The following is a 21,494-nucleotide window of genomic DNA, read 5'->3' as shown; positions in this document are numbered from 1 at the left end:
TCCCCGCGTGCGTTCGGGGGCAGAGTACTTTTGGAGGCTGGACGTCGCTCGGATGGCGGAACCGGCGTGCGCCGGTCACCGTCTGAGCAACGCATCAGTTAGCGTCTCGCGACGCACCCTGGTTTGAGGAGGAGACCTCGACATGTCCGTGCCTTACGGCGCACCCCAACAGCAGCCGCCGGGTCCGGCACAGCACCAGGCACCGCCGCCGGCCCACGGGGCCGCCGGCGCCAACAACATCAACCTGGCCCTGATCCTCCCGCTCGTCGCGGCGGGTCTCGGCCTCGTGGCGTACCTCGTCGCGTTCGCCGACGACGTCAGCGGCAACGTGACGTACCTGCTCGCCGCGGGCCTGCTCGCCGGCCTCTCGGTGCTCCCCAACACGCCGAAGGGCTTCGTCCCGGTCGCCGCCGTCCTGGCGGCCGTGCAGACGCTGCTGCAGCTGCAGGGCATCATCAAGTCGCCGTCGGTGCAGGGCCTCGACATCGTCCTGCTCATCGTCGCGCTGCTCGAGACGGCCGCGGTCGTGCTCGCGTTCCTGCTCGCCGAGGGCATCGTCAAGTTCGAGCCGAAGCCGGCGAACCCGTACGCCGGACATCCGAACCAGGGCCAGCCGGGTGGCTGGAACCCGCAGTCCGGTGCGTTCCCGCAGCAGGGTCAGCAGCACCCGCAGTCCGGTGCGTTCCCGCAGCAGCAGGCCCCGCAGCAGCAGCCGTCGTTCGGCCAGCAGCAGCAGTTCGGCCAGCAGCCGCAGCAGCCCGCACAGCCGGGGCAGCCGCCGCAGCAGACCAGCTTCATGCCGCAGCCGGGCCAGTTCGGCTCGCCGGGCACGCCGCCCGGCGGCTTCGGCGGACCGCAGCAGTAAGGTCCGCACACCGTTCGACCTCAGGGGTGGTGCCGGTTATCCGGTGCCACCCCTGTCGTATGACCCGGCGTGCCTGCCCTGATTGGCCCAGCCGGCCTGACACAGTGGAGAAGTGCCCGTGCTGCAACGCGATGTGACCCGCGAGGTCAACACCGTGCGCCCACCGGAGTTCTCGCGGTCCGAACGCATGCGCGTGCTCGTCGCCGCCGCGGTCGGATCGGTGGTCGTCGGATACGCCGCGGTCGCCGCGGTCCTCGCGCTGGTCTCCGCGACGGCCACGTACGCCGACTTCTCCACGTCGGGGGTGCTCAGCGCCGCCGCGCCCGCCTGGCTGGCGGCGCACCACGTGCCGTTGCGCTTCGACTCGGGCCAGCTCGGCGTGCTGCCGTTGCTGCCCACCGCGCTGCTGATGCTGCTGGTCGCCCGCACCGCCGCGGGTACCGCCGACCGCCTGGGCCTCTACGAACCGCTGCAGGCCCGAGGCGTGGTGCTCAGCATCGCCGGATCGCACGCGATCGTCGGCGGCGCGATCGCGCTGGTGATGGGCGACGGTGTCGTGCGTGCCACGCCGGCCGTGGCGTTCTTCGGGTGTGCGGCGGTGTCCGGTCTCGCGGCCACCATCGGCGTCGCCCGCCGATGCGGCCTGTACGAGGTGGTGTTCGACAAGCTCGACCCGGTGGCGCTGCACGGACTGCGTGCCGGCGTCATGGCGTTGTTCGCGCTGGTCAGCGTTGGCGCACTGGCGGTGGCGGGCGGTCTCGCGGCCTCGTGGCCGCGCACCGGTGAGCTCTTCGCGGGAGCCGGTCCGTCGTTCGGCGTCGGCCTCGGCGTGTTCCTGCTCTGCCTCGGCTACCTGCCGAACGCGATCATCGCGGGCTTCTCGTACGTCGTGGGCGCGGGCTTCTCGATGGGCGGGGTCGTGGTCACGCCGCTGAAGTTCGTCGGTGGCCAGGTGCCGCCGGTGCCGCTGCTGGCGGCCATGCCGGAGAACGAGTTCGTGTGGAGCCCGGCCGTGCTGGCGGGCGGCGCGGTGATCGGCGTTCTGGTCGGCTGGACCTGCCGCAAGGTGTCCGAGCGGCCGACCTCGCGGCTGCGCGCGGTGCTGGTGGCCGCGATCACGGCGGGCGTCGGCAGCCTCGTGCTCGCCGCGACGGCCGGTGGACGGCTGGCGGGCGGCGCGTTCGACCCCGTGACGGTGCCGGCCGGCCTGCTCGCGCTGCTCGTGGCGCTGTGGGTGCTCGTGCCGGGTGCACTGGTGGCCTGGCTCGCCGGCAGCCGCGGGAAGGCCGTGGCGGCGGACGGTGACGCCGAGTTCGTCGAGCCGGACTTCGACGAGGAGACCGCCGGCGACCCGGACGTCGTGTTCGAGGACGACGAGCTCACCGACCAGTTCGAGCAGCTCGAAGTCGTGGACGCCGACGAGTTCGAGGTCGACGAGGACCTCGAGGACGACGACTACTACGACGAGGACGAGCCGGGCGAAGACGAGTCCGAAGACGTCGAAGACGTTGGGGACGAAGAGGAAGACGACGCCGAACCGGAAGCCGAAGAGGACCTCGCCGAAGAAGAGGACCTTGATGCGGAGTTCGACGAAATGCTCGGCATGGAGTCCGAGGAGGACCTGGACGGAAAGCCGGGACGGTGACGTCCTAGGCTGCTCCTGAGCTGCTGCAACGACCAGGAGTAGACGCTGAGCACCGAACTTCGGCTTCCCACACCGGCGCGCGTCGTCGTACTCGTCTCCGGTTCCGGAACCCTCATGCAGGCGTTGCTGGACGCCGACCTCCCGATCGAGGTGGTCGCCGTCGGCGCCGACCGCGAGAACATCGAGGGCCTCAAGCGCGCCGAACGCGCGGGGGTGCCCCACTTCGCCGTGAAGCTGCGCGACCACGCCGACCGCACGGCCTGGGACGCGGCGCTGACCGAGGCGGTCGCGTCGTACGAGCCCGACCTGGTCGTGTCCGCCGGCTTCATGAAGATCATCGGCGAGCAGTTCCTCGCCCGCTTCGGCGGCCGGATGATCAACACCCACCCCGCGCTGCTGCCGGCCTTCCCCGGCGCGCACGGCGTGCGGGACGCACTGGCCTACGGCGTGCACGTCACCGGTTCGACGGTGCACCTGGTCGACGCGGGCGTCGACACGGGGCCGATCCTCGCGCAGGAGGCCGTGGTCGTCGAACCCGGCGACACCGAGGAGACCCTGCACGAACGCATCAAGGTCGTCGAACGCCGGCTGCTCGTCGAGACAGTCGGCCGACTCGCCCGTGAGGGCTGCACCGTGAACGGACGAAAGGTGAGCATTCCGTGAGCACTCCTGCCGAGAGGCGACCGGTCCGCCGGGCCCTGATCGGGGTCTCCGACAAGGCCGGCCTGCTGGAACTGGCCACCGGCCTGCACGCGGCCGGAGTCGAGATCGTGTCCACCGGCGGTACCGCGAAGGTGCTGGCGGACGCGGGCGTCCCCGTGACGCCGGTCGAGCAGGTCACCGGGTTCCCCGAGTGCCTCGACGGCCGCGTGAAGACGCTGCACCCGCGCGTGCACGCCGGTCTGCTGGCCGACCTGCGCAAGGACTCGCACGTCCAGCAGCTGCGCGAGATGGACATCGCGCCGTTCGACCTGCTGGTCGTGAACCTGTACCCGTTCACGCAGACCGTCGCGTCGGGTGCTTCCCAGGACGAGTGCGTCGAGCAGATCGACATCGGCGGCCCCGCGATGGTCCGCGCGTCGGCGAAGAACCACGCGAACGTCGCGGTCGTCGTCGACCCGGCCCGCTACGACTGGGTGCTGGAGAACGTCCGCGAGGGCGGCTTCACCCTGGCCGACCGCCAGCGCCTGGCCGCCGACGCGTTCCGCCACACCGCGTCCTACGACGTCGCCGTGGCGTCCTGGATGGGCAACGCGCTCGCGCCGGACGACGAGGGCAGCGGCTTCCCCGGCTGGGTCGGCGCGACCTGGAACCGCTCCAGCGTGCTGCGCTACGGCGAGAACCCGCACCAGAGCGCCGCGATCTACACGCAGGGCGACGGCCGCACCGGCCTGGCGTCCGCGAAGCAGTTGCACGGCAAGGAGATGTCGTACAACAACTACCTCGACGGCGACGCCGCGTGGCGTGCCGCGTGGGACCACGAACTGCCGTGCGTCGCGATCATCAAGCACGCGAACCCGTGCGGCATCGCGGTGTCCGAGCTGAGCATCGCGGACGCGCACCGCAAGGCGCACGAGTGCGACCCGCTCAGCGCGTTCGGCGGCGTCATCGCGTCGAACCGCGAGGTCACCGTGGAGATGGCCGAGTTCGTCTCGGAGATCTTCACCGAGGTCGTCATCGCTCCGTCCTACGAGGACGGTGCGGTGGAGGTGTTGCAGCGCAAGAAGAACGTGCGCATCCTCGTGGCCGAGCCCCCCGCCCGCGGTGGAGCGGAGATGCGCCCGGTGTCCGGCGGCCTGCTGCTCCAGCAGCGCGACGCCGTCGACGCCGACGGTGACTCGCCCGCGAACTGGACGCTCGCGTGCGGCAAGCCCGCGGACGAGAAGACGCTGGCGGACCTCGAGTTCGCGTGGCGAGCGATCCGCGCGGTGAAGTCGAACGCGATCCTGCTGGCGAACGACGGCGCCACCGTCGGTGTCGGCATGGGCCAGGTCAACCGGGTCGACTCGTCGCACCTCGCGGTGAAGCGCGCCGGTGAGCGGGCCAATGGCGCGGTCGGTGCCTCCGACGCGTTCTTCCCGTTCCCGGACGGTCTCGAGGTGCTGCTGGAGGCCGGCGTGCGTGCGGTCGTGCAGCCCGGCGGTTCGGTGCGCGACCCCGAGGTCATCGCGAAGGCCGAGCAGGCGGGCGTCACGCTCTACCTGACGGGCACGCGCCACTTCGCCCACTGAGTGCTCGCGAAAGGGCCGCTCTCCGTTGGAGGGCGGCCCTTTCGCGTTGCTACAGCTTCGCGGTCATGTCTTCGGCGATGACCTTCGCGGCGGCTTCGAGCTCCGCGGGGTCGGGCTTGGTGTTGGTGAACAGGCCCGCGTCCCAGCCGGAGATGTCGACCTCGACGATCGTGTCGCCCTTGCGCACGACGACCGAGAGCTCGGTGAACGCCGAGTCCGTCTCCGCCAGCACCGCCGTGGCCTGGTCGCCGAGTCCTTCGAGCGGTTTCTGCCGCGGGGTGCTCTGGGTGTTGGCCATGTTCTGCCCGACGATCCGGTCGAACTCGGCCTCCGCGTCCTTCTGCCCCTGCACGACGAAGAGCGTGGTGCTGCGCTGGCCCGAGCCGTCGACGCCCTTGGTCTGGTTCCACGCGCAGGTCGTGTGCGTGCCGTTCGACAGCTTCGTCTCGCGCGAGCCGAGCCCGTTCGGGTTCGTCGTGCGCGCTTTGGCGAGCGCGGCCTCGGAGACGGTGCCGCACGCCGCGGGCAGCTTGTCGGCGCGTTTGTTGCTGCCACCGTCCGAGTTGACGTCGAGGTAGACCACGAGGGCGGTGATGATGCCGCCGAGCACCAGCACGCCGGAGAGGATGCCGAGGACCAGCGGCGCCTTGCTCTTCACGGGTGGTCGTGGCGGGCCCCAGCCGGGCTGGGGCGGGTGGCCCTGCTGCGGTTGCCAGCCCTGCTGTTGCTGTGGCTGCCAGCCCTGCGGCGGAGGCGGCTGCGGGTGCCGGTGCCAGCCGTGCGGAGGTGGTTGGTTCACGGTTTCCCCAGTTCCAGGTAGCTCTGAAGGCACCGTAGATGACCTTCCGGACGCGTGTGGCCGTGTCCACCAAAAGGGTGACGCCCCGGCGTTGACAGAAGGGTGTGTCCACGCGCTACGATCATCTCGTTCGTTCGAACAAGAGTTCGAATAAGCAAGTCGCCGAACTTCCCACGGCGGCCGTGCACAGGGGTGCGCACGGTCCGTGACGGGAGGTGGGTGGAGTGTCCAGGTCGGCAACGGCGTCGTTGGCCGCGCTCGGGGTGAACCCGGCCAGCGAGCTGACCAGCACCACCACCGACCACACCACGGGGCGGGTTCTGCCGGTTCGCGGGGAACTGGCGGGCCTGCTCCCGTGGGGCGGCTTGCGGCGGGGCAGCACGGTGTCGGTGGGCGGATCGACATCGTTGCTGCTCGCCCTCCTTGCGGGTGCGACCGCCGACGGCTGCTGGGCCGCCGTGGTCGGTCTGCCCCAGATCGGGGTGCTGGCCGCGGCCGAGCTGGGCGTGGCGGTGCAGCGCCTGGCGCTGATCCCACGTCCGGGTTCCGACCCGGGCCCGGTCATCGCGGCCCTGCTCGACGGCATGGACCTGGTGGCCGTCGCCTGCCCACTACCTCCCTCCCTGGCCCGGCGCCTGACGGCCCGTGCCCGCCAGCGCCGCGCCGTGCTCATCGCCTGCGGCACCTGGCCCTCGGCCGACGTGGCGCTGACCGCGGAGTCCGTGAGCTGGAACGCCCTGGACGACGGCGCGGAGACGTTGCGGCGCCAGCAGATCACCGTGCGCAGTGGCGGACGCGGCTCGGCCGGGCAGGCCAAGCACGCGCTGCTGACGTTCGGTGCGGAAGAGATCGAGCTCCCGCTGGTGGCCGGTGGACCGGCCCGCTCCGACGAGCCGGCTGATGCCGGTCCGGGCCGGGCCGACGAACTGGCCGCCAAGCGGGCGGACAGTGCCGCCACCAGGCGGACGGAGGCGGTCGAGCGCCTGGTCAGGCTGGCGCGAAAGGGCCCGTCGGCATGAAGGACTCGCGTCTGCTCGCGGTCTGGTGCCCCGACTGGCCCGTCATCGCCGCCTGCACCGCCACCGGCACCGCTCCGCACGTGCCGGTGGCGGTGGTCGACGGCAACGAGATCGTGTCCACCTCGGCCGTGGCGCGCAAGGAGGGGATCCGGCGGGCCATGCGCAGGCGCGCGGCCGAGGCGATGTGCCCCGAGCTGATCACCTTCGAGCACGACCCGCAGCGCGACGCCCGGTTCTTCGAGCCGGTGGCGGAGGCCGTCGAGGAGCTCGCGCCCGGCATCGAGGTCGTGCAGCCCGGACTGGTCGCGGTGCCGGCGCAGGGGCCGGTCGGCTACTTCGGGAGCGCGGAGCAGGCGGCGGAGCGGATCGTCGACCACGTCGCGAGCCGCACCGGGACGGAGGCCCAGGTCGGCGTGGCCGACAGCCTGTTCGGGGCCACGAAAGCCGCGCACCGCAACGTGATCGTGCCGCCGGAGCGGACAGCGGAGTTCCTCGGGCCGTTGGGAGTGCACGAGCTCGACGCCCCGGAGCTGGTCGACCTGCTCAGGAGGCTCGGGCTGAAGACGCTCGGCGCGTTCGCGGCGGTGCCGGAGAACGCGGTGGCGTCCCGGTTCGGCGGACCGGCGACGAGGCAGCACCGGCTGGCGCGCGGGCTGCCCGAACGCCCGCTCGACAAGCGCAGGCCCGCGCCGGAGCTGGCGGTCACCGAGACCTTCGACGAACCGGTCGAGCGGATCGACGCGGCCGCGTTCGCCGCGAAGATCCTCTCGGAGCGGCTGCACGAGAACCTCGCGGCTCGCGGTCTCGCGTGCACGCGGCTCGGCATCCACGCCCGCACCGAGAACGACGAGGAGCTGGGCCGGGTGTGGCGGGCCGCGGAACCGTTGACACCGAGGGGGATCGCGGACCGGGTGCGCTGGCAGCTCGACGGCTGGCTCACCCGTGAACGCCTCACCTCCGGCATCCGCACGCTCACCCTCGAACCGGTCGAGGTCGTCAACGGCACCGCGCTCCAGCTCGGGTTGTGGGGCCACGACGACGAACGCGCGGTTCGGGCGTTGCTGCACGTCCAGGGACTGCTCGGCCCGGACGGCGTGCTCACCGGGGTCATCGACGGCGGCAGGGGACCGAGGGAGCAGGTCAGGCTCGTGCCGTGGGGCGACGAGCGAACCCCGCTCGCGCACCCGGACCACCCGTGGCCGGGCCGGCTGACCAGGGCGCCCGCGACGCTCGCCGACGACCCCGCGGAGCTGAAGGACTCCGAGGGCGCGGAGGTCGGTGTGACCGGCAGGCTCGAACTCACCGCGAGACCGAAGACCCTGACCGTCAGGGGAAGAGCGTGCGAGATCACCGCGTGGGCCGGGCCGTGGCCTGTCGACGAGCGGTGGTGGGCGCCGGACGCGCACCGGGCCGCGCGCATCCAGGTGCAGACGAACGACCAGGCGTTCCTGCTGATCCGCAGGGACCAGAGGTGGTTTCTGGAAGGGGTGTACGACTGATGCAGGACGAGTACTGGGATCTGCTGGAGGCCCTGATCCCGTTGCCGCGCAAGGAAGCCGATGGGCTGGAATAACCCACCGGTCCGCTGGCGGGAGCTGGAACGGGCGCTGTCCGGCAAGCCCTACGAGCAGAAGCCCGACGGCGGCGACGGTCCGGGGTGGGGGAGACACCGCGACCGCTACACCGCCCCGCCGGGTTTCTCGCTGCACGCGGACGAGATGGCGGTCACCCGCAAGCGCGTCCCGTACGCGGAGCTGCACTGCCACTCCAACTTCAGCTGGCTCGACGGTGCGAGCCACCCCGAGGAGCTGGTCGAGGAGGCGCAGCGGCTCAAGCTCGACGCCATCGCGATCACCGACCACGACGGCATGTACGGCGTCGTGCGGTTCGCCGAGGCGGCCAAGGAACTCGGCATGCACACGGTGTTCGGTGCCGAGCTGAGCATCGGACTGAGCAGGCCGGCCAACGGCGAACCGGATCCCGAGGGCGACCACCTGCTTCTCCTGGCACGCCAGCAGGACGGCTATCACGCGCTGTGCCGCACGCTCACGACCGGACACCTCGACGACAACGCCGAGAAGGGCAAACCCGTCTACGACGTCGACCAGATCGTCGCCGACACCAAGGGCGACGTCGTGGTGCTCACGGGCTGTCGCAAGGGAACCGTGCGCCGGGCGCTGGTGAGAGAAGGCCCGGAGGCGGCGTACGCGGAGATCGTCAGGCTCACCGACCTGTTCGGCAAGGGACGCGTCTACGTCGAGCTGACCGATCACGGCCTGCCCGAGGACAGCCGCCGCAACGACATCCTCAACGCGATGGCGCAGCAGCTCCAGCTTCCGGTCGTGGCAACGAACGCGGTGCACTACGCGACGCCGAGCCGTGGCAGGCTCGCCGCCGCGATGGCTGCCGTGCGCGCACGGAGCAGCCTCGACGACATGGCAGGCTGGCTGCCGCCGTCACCCGCCGCGTTCCTGCGCAGCGGCGAGGAGATGTTCCACCGGTTCCGCCGTTTTCCCGGCGCCGTGCACAACGCCGCGTTGCTCGGCATGCAGCTGGCGTTCGACCTGCGGCTGGTCGCGCCGAAGCTGCCGCCGTTCGACGTGCCGCGCGGGCACACCGAGATCACCTGGCTGCGCGAGCTCACCTACGAGGGCGCACGGCGGCGGTACCCCGACGGCGACGAGAAGGCGTTCCGGCAGATCGAGCACGAGCTGAAGGTCATCGAGCAGCTCGGCTTCCCCGGCTACTTCCTCGTCGTGCACGACATCGTGAACTTCTGCAAGCGCAACGACATCCTCTGCCAGGGCAGGGGGAGCGCGGCGAACTCCGCCGTGTGCTTCGCGCTCGGCATCACCAACGTCGACGCGGTCCGCTTCGACCTGCTCTTCGAACGGTTCCTCGCCCCCGCCCGCGACGGTCCTCCCGACATCGACGTCGACATCGAGTCCGACCGGCGCGAGGAGGTCATCCAGCACGTCTACGCGAAGTACGGCCGCAGGCACGCGGCGCAGGTCGCGAACGTCATCACCTACCGCGCCCGTTCCGCGGTGCGCGACATGGCCCGCGCGCTCGGCCACTCGCCGGGGCAGCAGGACGCGTGGAGCAAGCAGATAGACAGGTGGGGGCCGCTGGGCACCACCACCGACGACTGCGACATCCCGCGCGACGTGCTGGAGCTGTCCGCGCAGCTGGAGAACTTCCCGCGCCACCTCGGCATCCACTCCGGCGGCATGGTGATCTGCGACCGCGCCGTCAGCGAGGTGTGCCCGGTGGAGAAGGCGCGCATGGACAAGCGCACGGTCCTGCAGTGGGACAAGGACGACTGCGCGTCCATCGGCCTGGTGAAGTTCGACCTGCTCGGCCTCGGCATGCTCTCCGCGCTGCACTACGCCATCGACCTCGTCCGCGACCACGAGGGTGTCAGCGTCGACATCGGCCGGCTCGACCTCAACGACCAGCGCGTCTACGAGATGTTGCAGAAGGCCGACTCGGTCGGCGTCTTCCAGGTGGAGAGCCGCGCGCAGATGGCGACGTTGCCGCGCCTGAAGCCGCGCGAGTTCTACGACCTGGTCGTCGAGGTCGCGCTGATCAGGCCGGGCCCGATCCAGGGAGGCTCGGTCCACCCGTACATCCGGCGCCGCAACAAGCAGGAGGAGTGGGACTACGACCACCCGTTGCTGGAGAACGCGCTCAAGAAGACCTACGGCGTGCCGTTGTTCCAGGAACAGCTCATGCAGATCGCGGTCGACGTGGCCGGCTTCACCGCCGCCGAGGCCGACGAACTGCGCCGCGCGATGGGCGCCAAGCGTTCGACCGCCCGCATGGAACGCCTGCGCGACCGCTTCTACGAGGGCTGCGCCGCCCAGGGCATCAACGAGGAGCTGGCCGGTCGCATCTACGCGAAACTGCTGGCGTTCGCCAACTTCGGCTTCCCCGAGTCGCACGCCCTGTCGTTCGCGCACCTGGTGTTCGTGAGCGCGTGGTTCAAGCTCTACTACCCGGCGGCGTTCTGCGCGGCCCTGCTCAGGGCCCAGCCGATGGGCTTCTACTCACCGCAGTCGCTGGTGATCGACGCCCGCCGCCACGGTGTGACGGTGCACGGCCCGTGCGTGAACCGGTCGCTTCCCTGGGCGGGCCTGGAACCGTTCGAGGGCAAGAACGCCGTCCGCATGGGCCTGTCCGCAGTCCGCGGCATCGGTGACGCGGACGCCGAGCGGATCGTCGCCGCGCAACCGTTCCGCGACATGGAGGACTTCGGGACCCGAGTGCAGCTCACGGCGGCCCAGGTGGAGGCCCTCGCCACGGCGGGCGCCTTCTCCTGCTTCGGCCTGGAACGCCGGGAGGCGCTCTGGGCGGCCGGCGCGGTGGCCGCGATCAGGTCCGACCGCCTGCCGGGCACCGTGGTCGGCGTCGACGCACCCGCGTTGCCGGGCATGGACGACGTCGAACTGGCGGTGGCGGACGTCTGGGCCACGGGCCTGTCCCCGGACAGCTTCCCCACCCAGTTCGTGCGGTCCAGTTTGGACTCGATGGGCGCGCTGCCGGTGGACGCACTCGGCTCGGTCGAACCCGGTACGCGGGTGCTGATCGGGGGAGCGGTGACGCATCGGCAACGGCCGGCGACGGCGGCCGGCGTCACGTTCCTCAACATCGAGGACGAGACGGGGATGGTGAACGTCGTGTGCTCACCGGGGTTGTGGGCCCGGTACCGGCGGGTGGCGCGCGGCAGCGGCGCGATGCTCGTGCGGGGTGTGGTGGAGTCGGCTGACGGTGTGATCAGCGTGCTGGCGGACCGGTTGCAGCACCTGGACCTGCGGATCCCGTCGAAGTCACGGGACTTCCGCTGAGTTCCCCTGCCAGGATTCGAACCTGGTCCTCCCGCGTAACAGTCGGGCGTGCCGCCGCCAGCACTTCAGAGGACACGAACTGGGTGGAGCGGAGGATGCAGGATTCGAACCTGCGCAGCGCTCGCGCGCTGACCACTGTTTTCGAGACAGCTGCCTTACCGGGCTCGGCCAATCCTCCTTCCAGGACGCGGAGGGCGCGCGGATCGAACGCGCGCCAGACATCGCTGGACCTCGGATCAGCAATCCGGTGCCTTGCCACTCGGCCAGCCCTCCTTCGTCCTGCGCGGCTCCCCAGGGAGTCGAACCCTGACCACCGGAACTTCACCCCGGTGCTCTGCCAGTTGAGCTAAAGAGCCTTGCGCGTCCCGGAGGACGCCTTTTCCGTCGGATGCCCGCGAGTCGAACGCGGTGTGTCCTCATCCCAAATGAGGCGGGTTGCCGTCTCCCTCGCATCCGCGAGTACCCCTGCCAGGAGTCGAACCTGAATCTCGGCGTTCGTAGCGCCGCACTCTCTCCATTGAGCTACAAGGGCAAGAATTGAATGCATGACAAACAAAGAGAGCCGCCCTTATCGGTTTCCCGATGGGCGGCTCCCTGAGTGGCCTTCGTGCTCATGCCACTACAAGGAGCTCACCTGCGAAAACGGTCGCGAGGAGCCGGGACGTCGTGAGGAGCGCACGCACGCGACGAAGCTGCTGAAGCTCTCGCCCCGCATCTCCTGGCTGCTCATGACGATCCCCTTCGGCTTGGTGTGTGGCACAAGTATTGCGGCGCGCGGTGCACGCCGTCAATCATTTTCTCAAACGCGGTCGTGAGTCATGAACGAAACTCCGCTCTCGAACAGTCGCGCATCGGTGCGCTGGAACTTCCTGATGTCGGTTTTCCCGTCGAACAACGGGATGCCGCGCCCGAACACCACGGGGTGGATCTTCAGCATCAGCTGGTCGATCTCGGGCAGCAGTTCGGCGGCCAGCTTGCCGCCGCCGCACAGCCAGATGTCGAGGCCGTCCTCTTCCTTCAGCGCCCGCACGCGGCCGACGACGTCCTCGCGGATCACCTCGACGTCGGACGGGGTGCCGGTCACCTGCGTGGACACGACGAACTGGCGCAGGTGTGCGTAGGGCGAGGCCAGGCCGCCGGGGACCTGGTAGGTGTGGCGGCCCATCAGCACCGTGTCGAAGTGCTGGTTCGGCGCGTCTCCGAGCCCGACCAGCTCGCGCATCTGGGTGGGCACCGTCTCCGGGTAGTGCGCGTTGATGCCGGCCATGTGGTCGCCCTCGAAGATGAACCCGTCGAAGGTCCCGTCCTCGGCCGCGATGAACCCGTCGAGCGTGACGGCGACGTAGTAAACGAGCTTTCGCAAAACGATCATCCCCTCAGTCGTTCTAACCACGACAACTGTAGTACTATGTCTGTAGTGGTTGTCAAGGAGGCGACGTGGTCCGGAACGAGGCAAGGCGCACGGCTCTGCTGGACGCGGCGATCGACGTCCTGGCGCGGGAAGGCGCGCGGGGGCTGACCTACCGCGCGATCGACGCGAAGGCGGAGGTGCCGGCGGGCACGGCGTCGAACTACTTCGCGAACCGCGACGAGCTGATGTCGGCGGTGATGACGCGGGTGCACGACAGGCTCATGCCGTCCGACGAGTCGGTCGCGGAGTCGCTCGCACTGCCGCGCGACAGGTCGCTGACGGTGAAGTTCATGCACGACATCATCAAGCGGGCGGACGCGGACAAGGCCTGCTACCTCGCGATGATGGAGCTGCGGCTGGAGGCCACGAGGAGGCCGGAGATCCGCGAGGCGCTCACGAAGACGATCGCCGACAACATCGAGGCCAACGTCGCGTTCAACGAGGACTCGAAGCTGCCGGGCGACCGGATGACCGTCGTCTCGCTGTACTTCGCGATGACGGGGCTGATCTACGAACGGCTGACGCTGCCGGACGTGGTGGCCGCCATGGACCTCGACGAACTGGTCGAGGTCATGGTGAACCGCGCTATCGGCTGAGCGGGCCGCCGGTGATCGTCAGTGCGACGGCGATCACCACGATGCCCAGCGTCGAGTACAGGAACGCGTCCATGCCCCGGCCGCGGATCTTGATCAGACCCGCCTGCTCGTCGGTGACGAGGATCCGCAGCACGGCCGCGACCAGCAGCGACACCCCGAGCAGCACGGCGCCCTGCCGCCAGTGGTACTGGAAGATCCGCACCAGCCCGAGCACGCCGACCCCGAGCACCAGCGCGAACGGCAGGTGCTTCGCGGGGCCCGAGCGCCAGCGCTGTTCCGGCATGAGCGCCTCGGCGTCAGACCGCTGCATGGGCGCGCTCGGCGGCTTCGACGGTGTTGGTCAGCAGCATCGCGACGGTCATCGGGCCGGCTCCGCCGGGGATCGGGGCGAGCCAGCCGGCGACCTCGCGGACCTCGGGGGCCACGTCGCCGACGAGACCGGACTCGGTGCGGGTGATGCCGACGTCGACCACGGCCGCGCCCGGCTTGACCATGTCCGCGGTGATCAGGCCCGGGCTGCCGGCGCCGGCGATCACGATGTCCGCCCGGCGCACCTCCGCCGCGAGGTCCTTGGTGCCGGTGTGGCACAGCGTCACGGTGGCGTTCTCGGAGCGGCGGGTCAGCAGCAGGCCGATCGGGCGGCCCACGGTGACGCCGCGGCCGACGACGGTGACGTTCGCGCCCGCGATCGGCACGTCGTAGCGGCGCAGCAGCTCCACGATGCCGCGCGGCGTGGCGGGCAGCGCGGCCTCCTCGCCGAGCACCAGCTTGCCGAGGTTGACCGGGTGCAGGCCGTCGCCGTCCTTGGCCGGGTCGATGCGCTCCAGGATCGCGTTCGCGTTGAGGTGCTTGGGCAGAGGCAGCTGGACGATGTACGCGGTGACCTCGGGGTTCGCGTTCAGCTCGTCGATGACGGCTTCCAGCTCCTGCTGCGTGGTCGACTCGGGCAGGTCGCGCCGGATCGACTTGATGCCGACCTTCTCGCACGCCTTGTGCTTGCCCTTGACGTACGAGTGCGAGCCGGGGTCGTCGCCGACCAGCACGGTGGCCAGGCCCACGGAGCCGGGCAGCGCGGCGACCCGCGCCTTCAGGTCCTCGAACAGCGCGTTCCGGGTTTCGTTGCCGTTGAGCAGCGTCGCAGTCACGCCCTCATCTTCCCATTGGGCAGCGCCGCGACGCCCACCGACACCAGCGTCAGCACCACGCCGATCACCGTCGGCAACGCCAGGTGCCCGCTCACCGCGTCGAGCAGCACGGCCCCGATGAGCTGGCCGCACACGCCGCACAGCCCGACCATCAGCACGCCGATGAACCGCACCGACGTGATCGCCCCGCCCACGCCGACGATGCCCAGCAACCCGCCGAGGTACAGCCACCAGGCAGAGGTGAACCCGCCGGGCACACCGCTCCACGTCACGGCGTTGACCAGCGCCAACGCCGCGGTGCCGACGCTGAAGTTCACCAGGATCGTCGCCATCGAGTTGGCCGCGGCCTCGCGCACCAGGCCGTTCACCGCCTGCTGCCAGCCCATCAGCAGGCCGGCGACGAGCGGCAGCACCGCGAGCCACAACCCTCCGGGCGACGTGAACCGGTGCGACACCGCGACGGTGACCGCGATAACACCGACGGCCGCTCCGACGACACGTGTCGTTGTAATCGGCTTCGCCTGACCGGGACCGACCCCGAGGTTGTCCATGACCATGCTGCTCACGACCTGCCCGATCACCACCGCGACCGTGAACACCGCCACACCGATGGTCGCGACCGCCAGCCCCTGGGAGCCCACGAGCACCGCGCCGCTGACGCCACCGACGCATTCCCACCAGCGGATGCGGCGGCGGCGCAGGGCGTCGCCCAGTCTCGAGAGGCCGTCCCGCCCGGACTGTCGCGTCAGGACGGCCGCGAGCAGCACGAACCACCCTCCGCCGAAGGAGATCAACGCCGCCAGCAGACCGTTGCCGAGCTCCTGGGCGAGCGACCCGTTGACACGAGCCTGGACCGCGATCGCCACTCCTCCCGCCGCCGCCAGCAGACCGCCGGTCACCTGCGCGGACCGCGCCACATCGCCTCCAGACAGGTCAAAGGTGTTCTTGATCAGCTTTAACCTTGCACGTCCACCGCGTTATGGTCGGGCCTCCACCGTTCGGCGCAGTGGCGGGGGACGTGTGCGATCCGGCGAGTTGCGGGGGAAGATGTTGGCGTGTCCGAGCCGAAGCCGTTGAACCCTACCGAGCAGGACGCCCTGGTCAAGCAGATCGGCCTGACTCTGATGCGGGCCGCACCAGAGGACTGGCGCGGTGTGATCGCGCAGTACCGCGCCACCGGCCGGTACTTCGAACTGGAGGCCGAACTCCGGCTGCAGGACGGAACCAAGCGTGCGTGGCAGGTGCCCCAGGAGGTGGCCTCGCTGTTCGCGCGGCTGCGGGCCGGCATGCACCGCGAGGGCCGGGGCAGCTGGACCAACGCCAGGTACCAGCTCGATCACCCGTCCAGCTACAACCTCGACTTCGACCGTGCGGAGCCGAGCTGGCAGACCCCTCCGCCCCAGCAGGCGTACGTCGACGAGATGAGGTTCTTCCCCCGTGCCGAGGAGAACGTCCCGGACTGGCTGCGCCGGAGGATGAACCCGCCGACGCCGGTGTTCCGCACGGCCCGCGTGTTCGACGGCGCCGGACCGAACGGTCGTCCGTCGGTCAACCGCCCGCCGGTGCCGGAACCCGAGGTCGCGCCGCTGCTCGCGTACCTGTCGAACGCACCGGTCGCCGTGGCCGGGCGCGGCTTCGACAACGACGTGCTGCACCCGGACGCGCCGCCGGTCGTGCCGTCCGGGTTCCAGACGGACGGTGTGTGGATCTGGCCCGCCGGGGTCTCCTACTACCTGCGCAAGTACGGCGTCCCGCCCGAGCCCGAGCTGGTCGAACGGGCGCGTGCCGCCGGGTTCGGCCTGCCCGAGGTCAGCGAGGAGTCGAGGCTCGGCGCCGCGGCGAACCTGGGCGCTCCCGCCGCGCCTCCCGGCACCGTCGTGCCGGCGCCGGTCGAACCCGAGCCCGAACCGGAGCCCGCCCCCGCGGCGGACGCGACGCAGTTCGTCGCGGCCCCGAAGTTCGAGACCGGGGACGAGCCGGAGGAGTACGACTTCGAGCCGATGTACCCCGAGCCGGTCGCGGCCGAGGTCACGAACGAGCAGCCGCAGGTCGCCCCGGCGCCCGTGGCGGACCTGGGCGAGACGCTCGCGGTGGCCACGCCGCCGCTGGCCGGTGACGGCCCTCCCTACCGGGTCGTCTTCGACTCGGACGGCGTGCCGGACACGATCGACGAGAGGACCCTGCGCGACACCTACGGCGCGGGCATGGACCTCTTCGCCCCGCACCCGAGCGAGCTCGCGGAACCGGAGCCGGAGCCCGTCCGGCAGGCCGCACCGGAGCCCGTGCGGCAGTCCGCGCCGGAGATCGTCCGGCAGCCCGTGCGCGAGCCGGACCGGGAGGTCGTTCCCGAGCCGGTCGAGGAGTTCGTCGCCGACGAGCCGAACGAAACGGTCGCCGCGGACGAACACGAAGACGTGGACGTCACCGAGGAACCCGAGATCCCCACCGCGGGGCCGGACGAGCCCGTGCTCCTCACGCACCAGCACGAAGCGGAGCTCACCGACCACCTCGACGCCGAGACCGAGGAACGTCCGCGCGACGTCATGCAGGACACGATGGCGTGGAGCCCGGTCCTCGACGAGCCGCTGGAGAGCGCGTCCGAGGTCACCGAGGAGCACCCGGTCGTCCCCGTGGCCGACGACGAACCCGATCTCGCCGAAGAGGAGATCGAGTCGACCACGTCGTTCGAGGCGGCGGTCGACCCGGAGTTCGACGACCGGTTCGACGCGCGGCTCGACTCGCACTTCGAGCCGGAGCCGGTCGCGGAGCACGAGGTGCTGCCCCTGGCTCCCGCGCCCAAGCCGACGCGGTCCGAGGAGACCACCCAGTTCGACGCGGCGCTGTTCAAGGACCCCGAGCCGGAACCGGAGCCCGAACCGGAGCCGGAGCCGGAACCGGTCAGGCCGCCGCGGCAGGTCACGCCGGAGGAGGACCGCGAGCTGGCGGGCACCCGCCGCGCGCTGGACGACCTCAACGTGCCGCACGGCGTGTTCCGGATCGGCGGCGAGCCCGCCGACCGCACCTGGACGCTGCGCCTCGACGGCGACAGCTGGGAGGTCAGCTGGTTCGACCACGGCCCCAAGAACCCGGTGCGGTTCGACAAGGTCGAGGACGCCTCGGCGTACCTGGTCGGCAGGCTGGTGCTGGGCAACTTCCGCACGATCCCGCCGCGTGCACCCCAGCCGCCCCAGCCACCGCAGCGGCCGATGACCAACGGCTTCCGCGAGGAGCCGCGCCGTCCCGTGCCGCCGCAGCGCCCGCCGCTGCCCCCGCAGCAACCGCAACCGCAGCAGGCCCCGACGCAGGTGCAGCAGGCCCCGCCCGCGCCGATGCCGGCACCGGCCGTCGTCCCGACGAAGGTGCAGCCGGTTCCGCCGCCACCCGCACCGCAGCAGGCTCCGGCGCCCTCGCCGGTCGCCGCCGCCGTGTCGCAGGAGGAACCGTCGAAGCGGAAGTTCCCGATCTCGCCGCTCGCGGGCGAGCCGCCGCTCACGCTGTTCCGCCACAAGCAGATGTTCGAACTGCCGGCGGGCACCGAGATCGACCGCTACGGCGACCAGAGCGGCAACCTCGTCTACGTGGCGGGCACGCCGTTCCCGGAACGCAGCCTCGTGCCGTCGTGGATCAACCGCCCGTACCGCGTGTACCGGTTGCGCCGCCCGCTCGAGGTGCTGACCGGCGTGGCCGTGCCGTGGTTCGAGCAGCCGGGCGGCGGCACCGCCTACCTGCTGCCGAAGTCCGTCGAGGAGATGGTCGCCGACGGCGTCCTCGTCGAGATCACGGGATCAACCGACAACTAGTCCGTAGGCGGCCGCGAAGGCGATCGCCTGCTCGACGTCGATCAGGGCTCCGGCGAGCTTGGCTTGCCGGAGCCCGTTCGCGTCCAGCTTCGCCCCGCGCAGGTCGGCGCCGTCCAGCTTGGCGTCGAGCAGCCGGGCACCCATCAGGTCCGCCTGGCTCAGGTCGGTGTTGCGCAGGTCGGCCTCGCTGAGGTTCGTCTCGCGGAACCGCTGACCGCCCAGCTTCAGGTCGTGCAGCGGTGCCTTCACGAACGACGCCAGCGTGAAGTCGACCTCGGTGAAGGTGACGGGCCGCAGCACGCAGTCCACGAAGTTCGACCCCATGAGGCTGCACGAGGTGAAGCTCGACCGGGTCAGGACCGTGCGGTCGAAGGTGCACTGCCGGAACGCCGTCGCGGTGTGCTTCGACTCGCCGAGATCCGTCCGGGTGAAGTCGCACCGGGTGAACGTGCACCCCGCCGTGACGAGCTCGCGGAGGTCGGCCTCGGTGAAGTCGCAGTCGGTGAAAGACCGCTTCTCCCAGTGTTGTCCGTGCAGGTTCGCGTCGGCGTAGTCCTCGCCAACCTCTTCGACCAGGTTGTCCACTCTCACACTCTGCCATCGGCCACGTGTTGGTAACGTGCGGGACGCCGGGCGACCTGCCCGACGTCAACGAGGACGACCGTCATTCGGGAAGGCTCATGACCCGCACGCCCGTGAACGTCACTGTCACCGGTGCAGCCGGCCAGATCGGCTACGCACTGCTCTTCCGCATCGCTTCCGGCCACCTGCTCGGCCCGGACACCCCGGTCAACCTGCGGCTGCTGGAGATCACCCCCGCGCTGAAGGCCGCCGAGGGCACCGCGATGGAGCTGGACGACTGCGCCTTCCCGCTGCTCAAGGGAATCACGATCACCGACGACGCGAAGACCGCGTTCGACGGCGTGAACGTGGCCCTGCTCGTCGGCGCCCGCCCCCGCACCAAGGGCATGGAGCGCGGCGACCTCCTCGAGGCCAACGGTGGCATCTTCAAGCCGCAGGGCGAGGCGATCAACGCCGGCGCCGCTGACGACGTGAAGGTCCTCGTGGTCGGCAACCCGGCCAACACCAACGCCCTCATCGCCCAGCAGCACGCGCCGGACGTCCCGCGCGAGCGCTTCACCGCGATGACGCGCCTGGACCACAACCGCGCCCTGTCGCAGCTCGCCAAGAAGCTGGGCGTCGCGGTCACCGACATCCAGAACATGACGATCTGGGGCAACCACTCGGCCACCCAGTACCCGGACCTGTTCCACGCCAAGGTGGGCGACAAGACCGCCGCCGAGGCCGTGAACGACCAGGCGTGGCTGGAGAACGACTTCATCCCGACCGTCGCCAAGCGCGGCGCGGCGATCATCGAGGCCCGTGGCGCGTCTTCCGCCGCATCGGCCGCGAACGCCGCCATCGACCACATCTACGACTGGGTCAACGGCACCGAGTGGACCTCGATGGCCATCCCGTCGGACGGCTCCTACGGCGTGCCCGAGGGCATCATCTCGTCGTTCCCGGTCAAGTGCTCGGGCGGCAGCTACGAGATCATCCAGGGCCTGGAGATCGACGAGTTCTCCCGCGGCCGGATCGACGCCTCCGTGGCCGAGCTGGTCGAGGAGCGCGACGCGGTCAAGGGCCTCGGCCTGATCTGAGTTTTTCGTGGCAGTGTGGGGAACGTGCTGATCCCATGGGACGTTCCCCAGCCACAGCTCTCCGACGACGTGCACCCCGCGCTCGCTGACGCCGCCCGTGCGGCGTCAGCGGCGTACGGGCGTGCCCGATCTCTGCACACGCGCCTCGAACTCCGCGAAGAAGTGGCGGACGGCGCCGACGGAACACCGACGATGCGCGTCGACCGCATCGTCGAGGACGCGATCCTGGAGTCCATCCACCGCAGTCGCGTGAACCTGCTCTCCGAGGAAGCCGGGTTCGTCGACAACGGCTCCTCGACCACCCTCGTCATCGACCCGGTCGACGGGTCCGCGAACGCCGCGTTCGGCGTCCCTCTCTCCTGCTTCGCCGGTGCGCTCGTCGAAGACGGCACGGCAAAAGAAGCTCTGACGACGTGGTTTGACACGGGCCGTGCGTGGCACGCGCGCGCAGGAGTGCCGACGTCGTTCCGCACCACCGGACGAACGACGTTGAAGGGCGCGTCGGTGTGCCTGATGCGCCCCAAGACGGGCACTCAGGACGCGTGGCTGCGCATCGCGAACAGCGCCGACCGCATCCGCGTGCTGTGCACGACGTGCCTGGAGACCATGCTGGTCGCGGAAGGCACGGTCGACGCGTTCATCGACCCTGGCAGCGACACGCACCGGATCATGGACCTCGCGACGGCACTGGTCACCGTGCCCGCCGCGGGCGGCGTGCTGGTCGACCTGCACGGGCGGCCGTTCACGTTCGAGCCCGACCTGACCCACCGGTGGTCAGGCGTGGCTGCAGCGACTCCTCAGCTCGCCGAGGAGTTGATCGCGACCGTTCTCAACGGCTAGACGGAGCCCCTGGGCTCGACGATGCAGTCGGGGCCGGGGAACACCAGGCCCTCGTGGCCGTCGTTGAAGCGGACGAGGTACGGCGGATGCCCGTCGTTCCCGCGCACTTCGAGGATCTCGCCGAGGCGCTCCTCCAGTCCGACTGAACGGCTGTGGACGTGGAGCCTGTCACCCACTGTTGCTTGCATGGTGCTGCAACACCTCCGGTGTGCGGCGTGAGGCTTGGCACGATGAACGCGTCAAAGCCTAAGCCGCCACCGGAGGTGCGCAACAGGGCTCAAGTGCTCATCCGCCGCAGGCCGAGGAGACCTTCGCCGCGAGATCGGCCTTCTGCTGCACCCAGTCCGCCGCGGAGCCGACGTTCTGCATGCCGTTCGCGGCCTCTTCGAGAGCCTTCTTCACCTGCTCGTCCGGCGCGGAGTTCGCGAGGGTCTCGAGCTCCTTCGCCTTGGCCTGGGTCTCCTCCAGTGCCTTCTGCGGGTCGCTCATGTCCGGCGTGAAACCCACGAGCGAGATTGCGTCGGCGCACAGCTTCACCTTGTCCGCGGTGTTGCTGACGCCCTGGATCGCGTCGCAAGCCGTCAAGCTGCCCATCGCGATGACAGCCGCGGCCAGCGGTCCAACTAGGCGCATTC

The 21,494-nt window shown here is 70.4% G+C and carries 19 protein-coding genes and 5 tRNA genes; 11 read left to right on the top strand and 13 right to left on the bottom strand.

Going from position 1 to position 21,494, the window contains the following annotated elements:
• Positions 1-142: 142 nt before the first annotated feature.
• The 4 genes from ORI60_RS20795 (at position 143) to purH (ending at position 4,741) form a co-directional block, all read left to right on the top strand.
• Positions 143-865: a DUF5336 domain-containing protein gene (locus ORI60_RS20795; protein ID WP_266039354.1), complete on the top strand. Its 723-nt coding sequence runs from the start codon at positions 143-145 to the stop codon at positions 863-865.
• A 118-nt stretch (positions 866-983) separates the two neighbouring features.
• Positions 984-2,510, top strand: a complete 1,527-nt coding sequence (locus tag ORI60_RS20790) for a DUF6350 family protein (RefSeq protein ID WP_266039353.1) — start codon at positions 984-986, stop codon at positions 2,508-2,510.
• A 45-nt stretch (positions 2,511-2,555) separates the two neighbouring features.
• Positions 2,556-3,173, top strand: a complete 618-nt coding sequence (purN, locus tag ORI60_RS20785; RefSeq protein ID WP_266039388.1) for a phosphoribosylglycinamide formyltransferase — start codon at positions 2,556-2,558, stop codon at positions 3,171-3,173.
• Positions 3,170-4,741 carry a bifunctional phosphoribosylaminoimidazolecarboxamide formyltransferase/IMP cyclohydrolase gene (gene purH, locus ORI60_RS20780; protein WP_266039351.1) on the top strand — a complete coding sequence of 524 codons (1,572 nt, stop codon included), beginning with the start codon at positions 3,170-3,172 and terminating at the stop codon, positions 4,739-4,741. Before purN ends, purH begins: the two co-directional genes overlap by 4 nt.
• Positions 4,742-4,790: 49 nt before the next feature.
• Here purH and ORI60_RS20775 read toward each other — a convergent pair whose 3' ends face one another.
• Positions 4,791-5,540 carry a hypothetical protein gene (locus ORI60_RS20775; protein ID WP_266039349.1) on the bottom strand — a complete coding sequence of 250 codons (750 nt, stop codon included), beginning with the start codon at positions 5,538-5,540 and terminating at the stop codon, positions 4,791-4,793.
• A 224-nt stretch (positions 5,541-5,764) separates the two neighbouring features.
• Between ORI60_RS20775 and ORI60_RS20770 the strand changes: the two genes are divergently transcribed.
• Genes ORI60_RS20770 through ORI60_RS20760 form a run of 3 tightly spaced genes read left to right on the top strand, consistent with a single transcriptional unit; the run spans position 5,765 to position 11,406 of the window.
• A complete protein-coding gene (locus tag ORI60_RS20770) occupies positions 5,765-6,559 on the top strand; it encodes a hypothetical protein (RefSeq protein ID WP_266039348.1) in 795 nt (264 codons plus the stop codon).
• A complete protein-coding gene (locus ORI60_RS20765) occupies positions 6,556-8,058 on the top strand; it encodes a DNA polymerase Y family protein (RefSeq protein WP_266039347.1) in 1,503 nt (500 codons plus the stop codon). The genes ORI60_RS20770 and ORI60_RS20765 overlap by 4 nt, the downstream gene beginning before the upstream one ends.
• A 60-nt stretch (positions 8,059-8,118) precedes the next feature.
• A complete protein-coding gene (locus tag ORI60_RS20760) occupies positions 8,119-11,406 on the top strand; it encodes an error-prone DNA polymerase (RefSeq protein ID WP_266039346.1) in 3,288 nt (1,095 codons plus the stop codon).
• A gap of 1 nt (position 11,407) precedes the next feature.
• Here the strand turns inward: ORI60_RS20760 and ORI60_RS20755 are convergent.
• The 6 genes from ORI60_RS20755 to ORI60_RS20730 all read right to left on the bottom strand — a co-directional run bounded on the left by ORI60_RS20755 (position 11,408) and on the right by ORI60_RS20730 (position 12,778).
• Positions 11,408-11,479 (bottom strand) — tRNA-Asn (locus ORI60_RS20755).
• A 16-nt stretch (positions 11,480-11,495) separates the two neighbouring features.
• Positions 11,496-11,584 (bottom strand) — tRNA-Ser (locus ORI60_RS20750).
• A gap of 10 nt (positions 11,585-11,594) precedes the next feature.
• Positions 11,595-11,679, bottom strand: a tRNA-Ser gene (locus tag ORI60_RS20745).
• 11 nt (positions 11,680-11,690) lie between these two features.
• A tRNA-Phe gene (locus tag ORI60_RS20740) sits at positions 11,691-11,762 on the bottom strand.
• A 104-nt stretch (positions 11,763-11,866) separates the two neighbouring features.
• A tRNA-Arg gene (locus ORI60_RS20735) sits at positions 11,867-11,938 on the bottom strand.
• Between the two features lie 267 nt (positions 11,939-12,205).
• Positions 12,206-12,778, bottom strand: a complete 573-nt coding sequence (locus ORI60_RS20730; protein WP_323055926.1) for a dihydrofolate reductase family protein — start codon at positions 12,776-12,778, stop codon at positions 12,206-12,208.
• A gap of 65 nt (positions 12,779-12,843) precedes the next feature.
• Here ORI60_RS20730 and ORI60_RS20725 point away from each other — a divergent pair, with 65 nt between their 5' ends.
• Positions 12,844-13,413 carry a TetR/AcrR family transcriptional regulator gene (locus ORI60_RS20725; protein WP_266039344.1) on the top strand — a complete coding sequence of 190 codons (570 nt, stop codon included), beginning with the start codon at positions 12,844-12,846 and terminating at the stop codon, positions 13,411-13,413.
• Here ORI60_RS20725 and ORI60_RS20720 read toward each other — a convergent pair.
• From ORI60_RS20720 to ORI60_RS20710, 3 genes are read right to left on the bottom strand one after another with little or no spacing between them, the layout of a single operon-like run.
• Positions 13,403-13,696: a DUF3017 domain-containing protein gene (locus tag ORI60_RS20720; protein WP_266039385.1), complete on the bottom strand. Its 294-nt coding sequence runs from the start codon at positions 13,694-13,696 to the stop codon at positions 13,403-13,405. The two genes, ORI60_RS20725 and ORI60_RS20720, sit on opposite strands and share 11 nt — an antisense overlap.
• 13 nt (positions 13,697-13,709) lie before the next feature.
• Positions 13,710-14,558 carry a bifunctional methylenetetrahydrofolate dehydrogenase/methenyltetrahydrofolate cyclohydrolase gene (locus ORI60_RS20715; protein WP_266039342.1) on the bottom strand — a complete coding sequence of 283 codons (849 nt, stop codon included), beginning with the start codon at positions 14,556-14,558 and terminating at the stop codon, positions 13,710-13,712.
• A complete protein-coding gene (locus ORI60_RS20710) occupies positions 14,555-15,475 on the bottom strand; it encodes a DMT family transporter (protein WP_266039340.1) in 921 nt (306 codons plus the stop codon). Before ORI60_RS20710 ends, ORI60_RS20715 begins: the two co-directional genes overlap by 4 nt.
• 138 nt (positions 15,476-15,613) lie before the next feature.
• On the opposite strand from ORI60_RS20710, the gene ORI60_RS20705 reads away from it, so the two are divergent.
• The gene (locus ORI60_RS20705; RefSeq protein ID WP_266039338.1) at positions 15,614-18,358 is read left to right on the top strand and encodes a glycohydrolase toxin TNT-related protein; all 2,745 of its coding nucleotides are present in this window, start codon (positions 15,614-15,616) and stop codon (positions 18,356-18,358) included.
• On the opposite strand, the gene ORI60_RS20700 is transcribed toward ORI60_RS20705, so the two are convergent.
• Positions 18,344-18,943 (bottom strand): pentapeptide repeat-containing protein, encoded by a 600-nt coding sequence (locus ORI60_RS20700; RefSeq protein WP_416234480.1) that lies wholly within the window; start codon positions 18,941-18,943, stop codon positions 18,344-18,346. The two genes, ORI60_RS20705 and ORI60_RS20700, sit on opposite strands and share 15 nt — an antisense overlap.
• Before the next feature lie 95 nt (positions 18,944-19,038).
• On the opposite strand from ORI60_RS20700, the gene ORI60_RS20695 reads away from it, so the two are divergent.
• Together ORI60_RS20695 and ORI60_RS20690 are read left to right on the top strand one after the other, a co-directional pair.
• Entirely contained in the window at positions 19,039-20,019 is a 981-nt protein-coding gene (locus tag ORI60_RS20695; protein ID WP_045313228.1) for a malate dehydrogenase, read from the top strand.
• Positions 20,020-20,043: 24 nt separating this feature from the next.
• Positions 20,044-20,859: an inositol monophosphatase family protein gene (locus ORI60_RS20690; protein WP_266039336.1), complete on the top strand. Its 816-nt coding sequence runs from the start codon at positions 20,044-20,046 to the stop codon at positions 20,857-20,859.
• On the opposite strand, the gene ORI60_RS20685 is transcribed toward ORI60_RS20690, so the two are convergent.
• Complete coding sequence (locus ORI60_RS20685) at positions 20,856-21,047, bottom strand: DUF1918 domain-containing protein (protein ID WP_266039334.1); 192 nt, start codon at positions 21,045-21,047, stop codon at positions 20,856-20,858. The two genes, ORI60_RS20690 and ORI60_RS20685, sit on opposite strands and share 4 nt — an antisense overlap.
• Positions 21,048-21,144: 97 nt before the next feature.
• Complete coding sequence (locus ORI60_RS20680) at positions 21,145-21,492, bottom strand: hypothetical protein (RefSeq protein WP_266039332.1); 348 nt, start codon at positions 21,490-21,492, stop codon at positions 21,145-21,147.
• Positions 21,493-21,494 lie beyond the last annotated feature (2 nt).

The sequence above is a fragment of the Lentzea sp. NEAU-D7 genome, assembly GCF_026242055.1.
Classification (GTDB): Bacteria; Actinomycetota; Actinomycetes; order Mycobacteriales; family Pseudonocardiaceae; genus Lentzea.
This window is presented reverse-complemented; position numbering and strand designations above follow the sequence as displayed.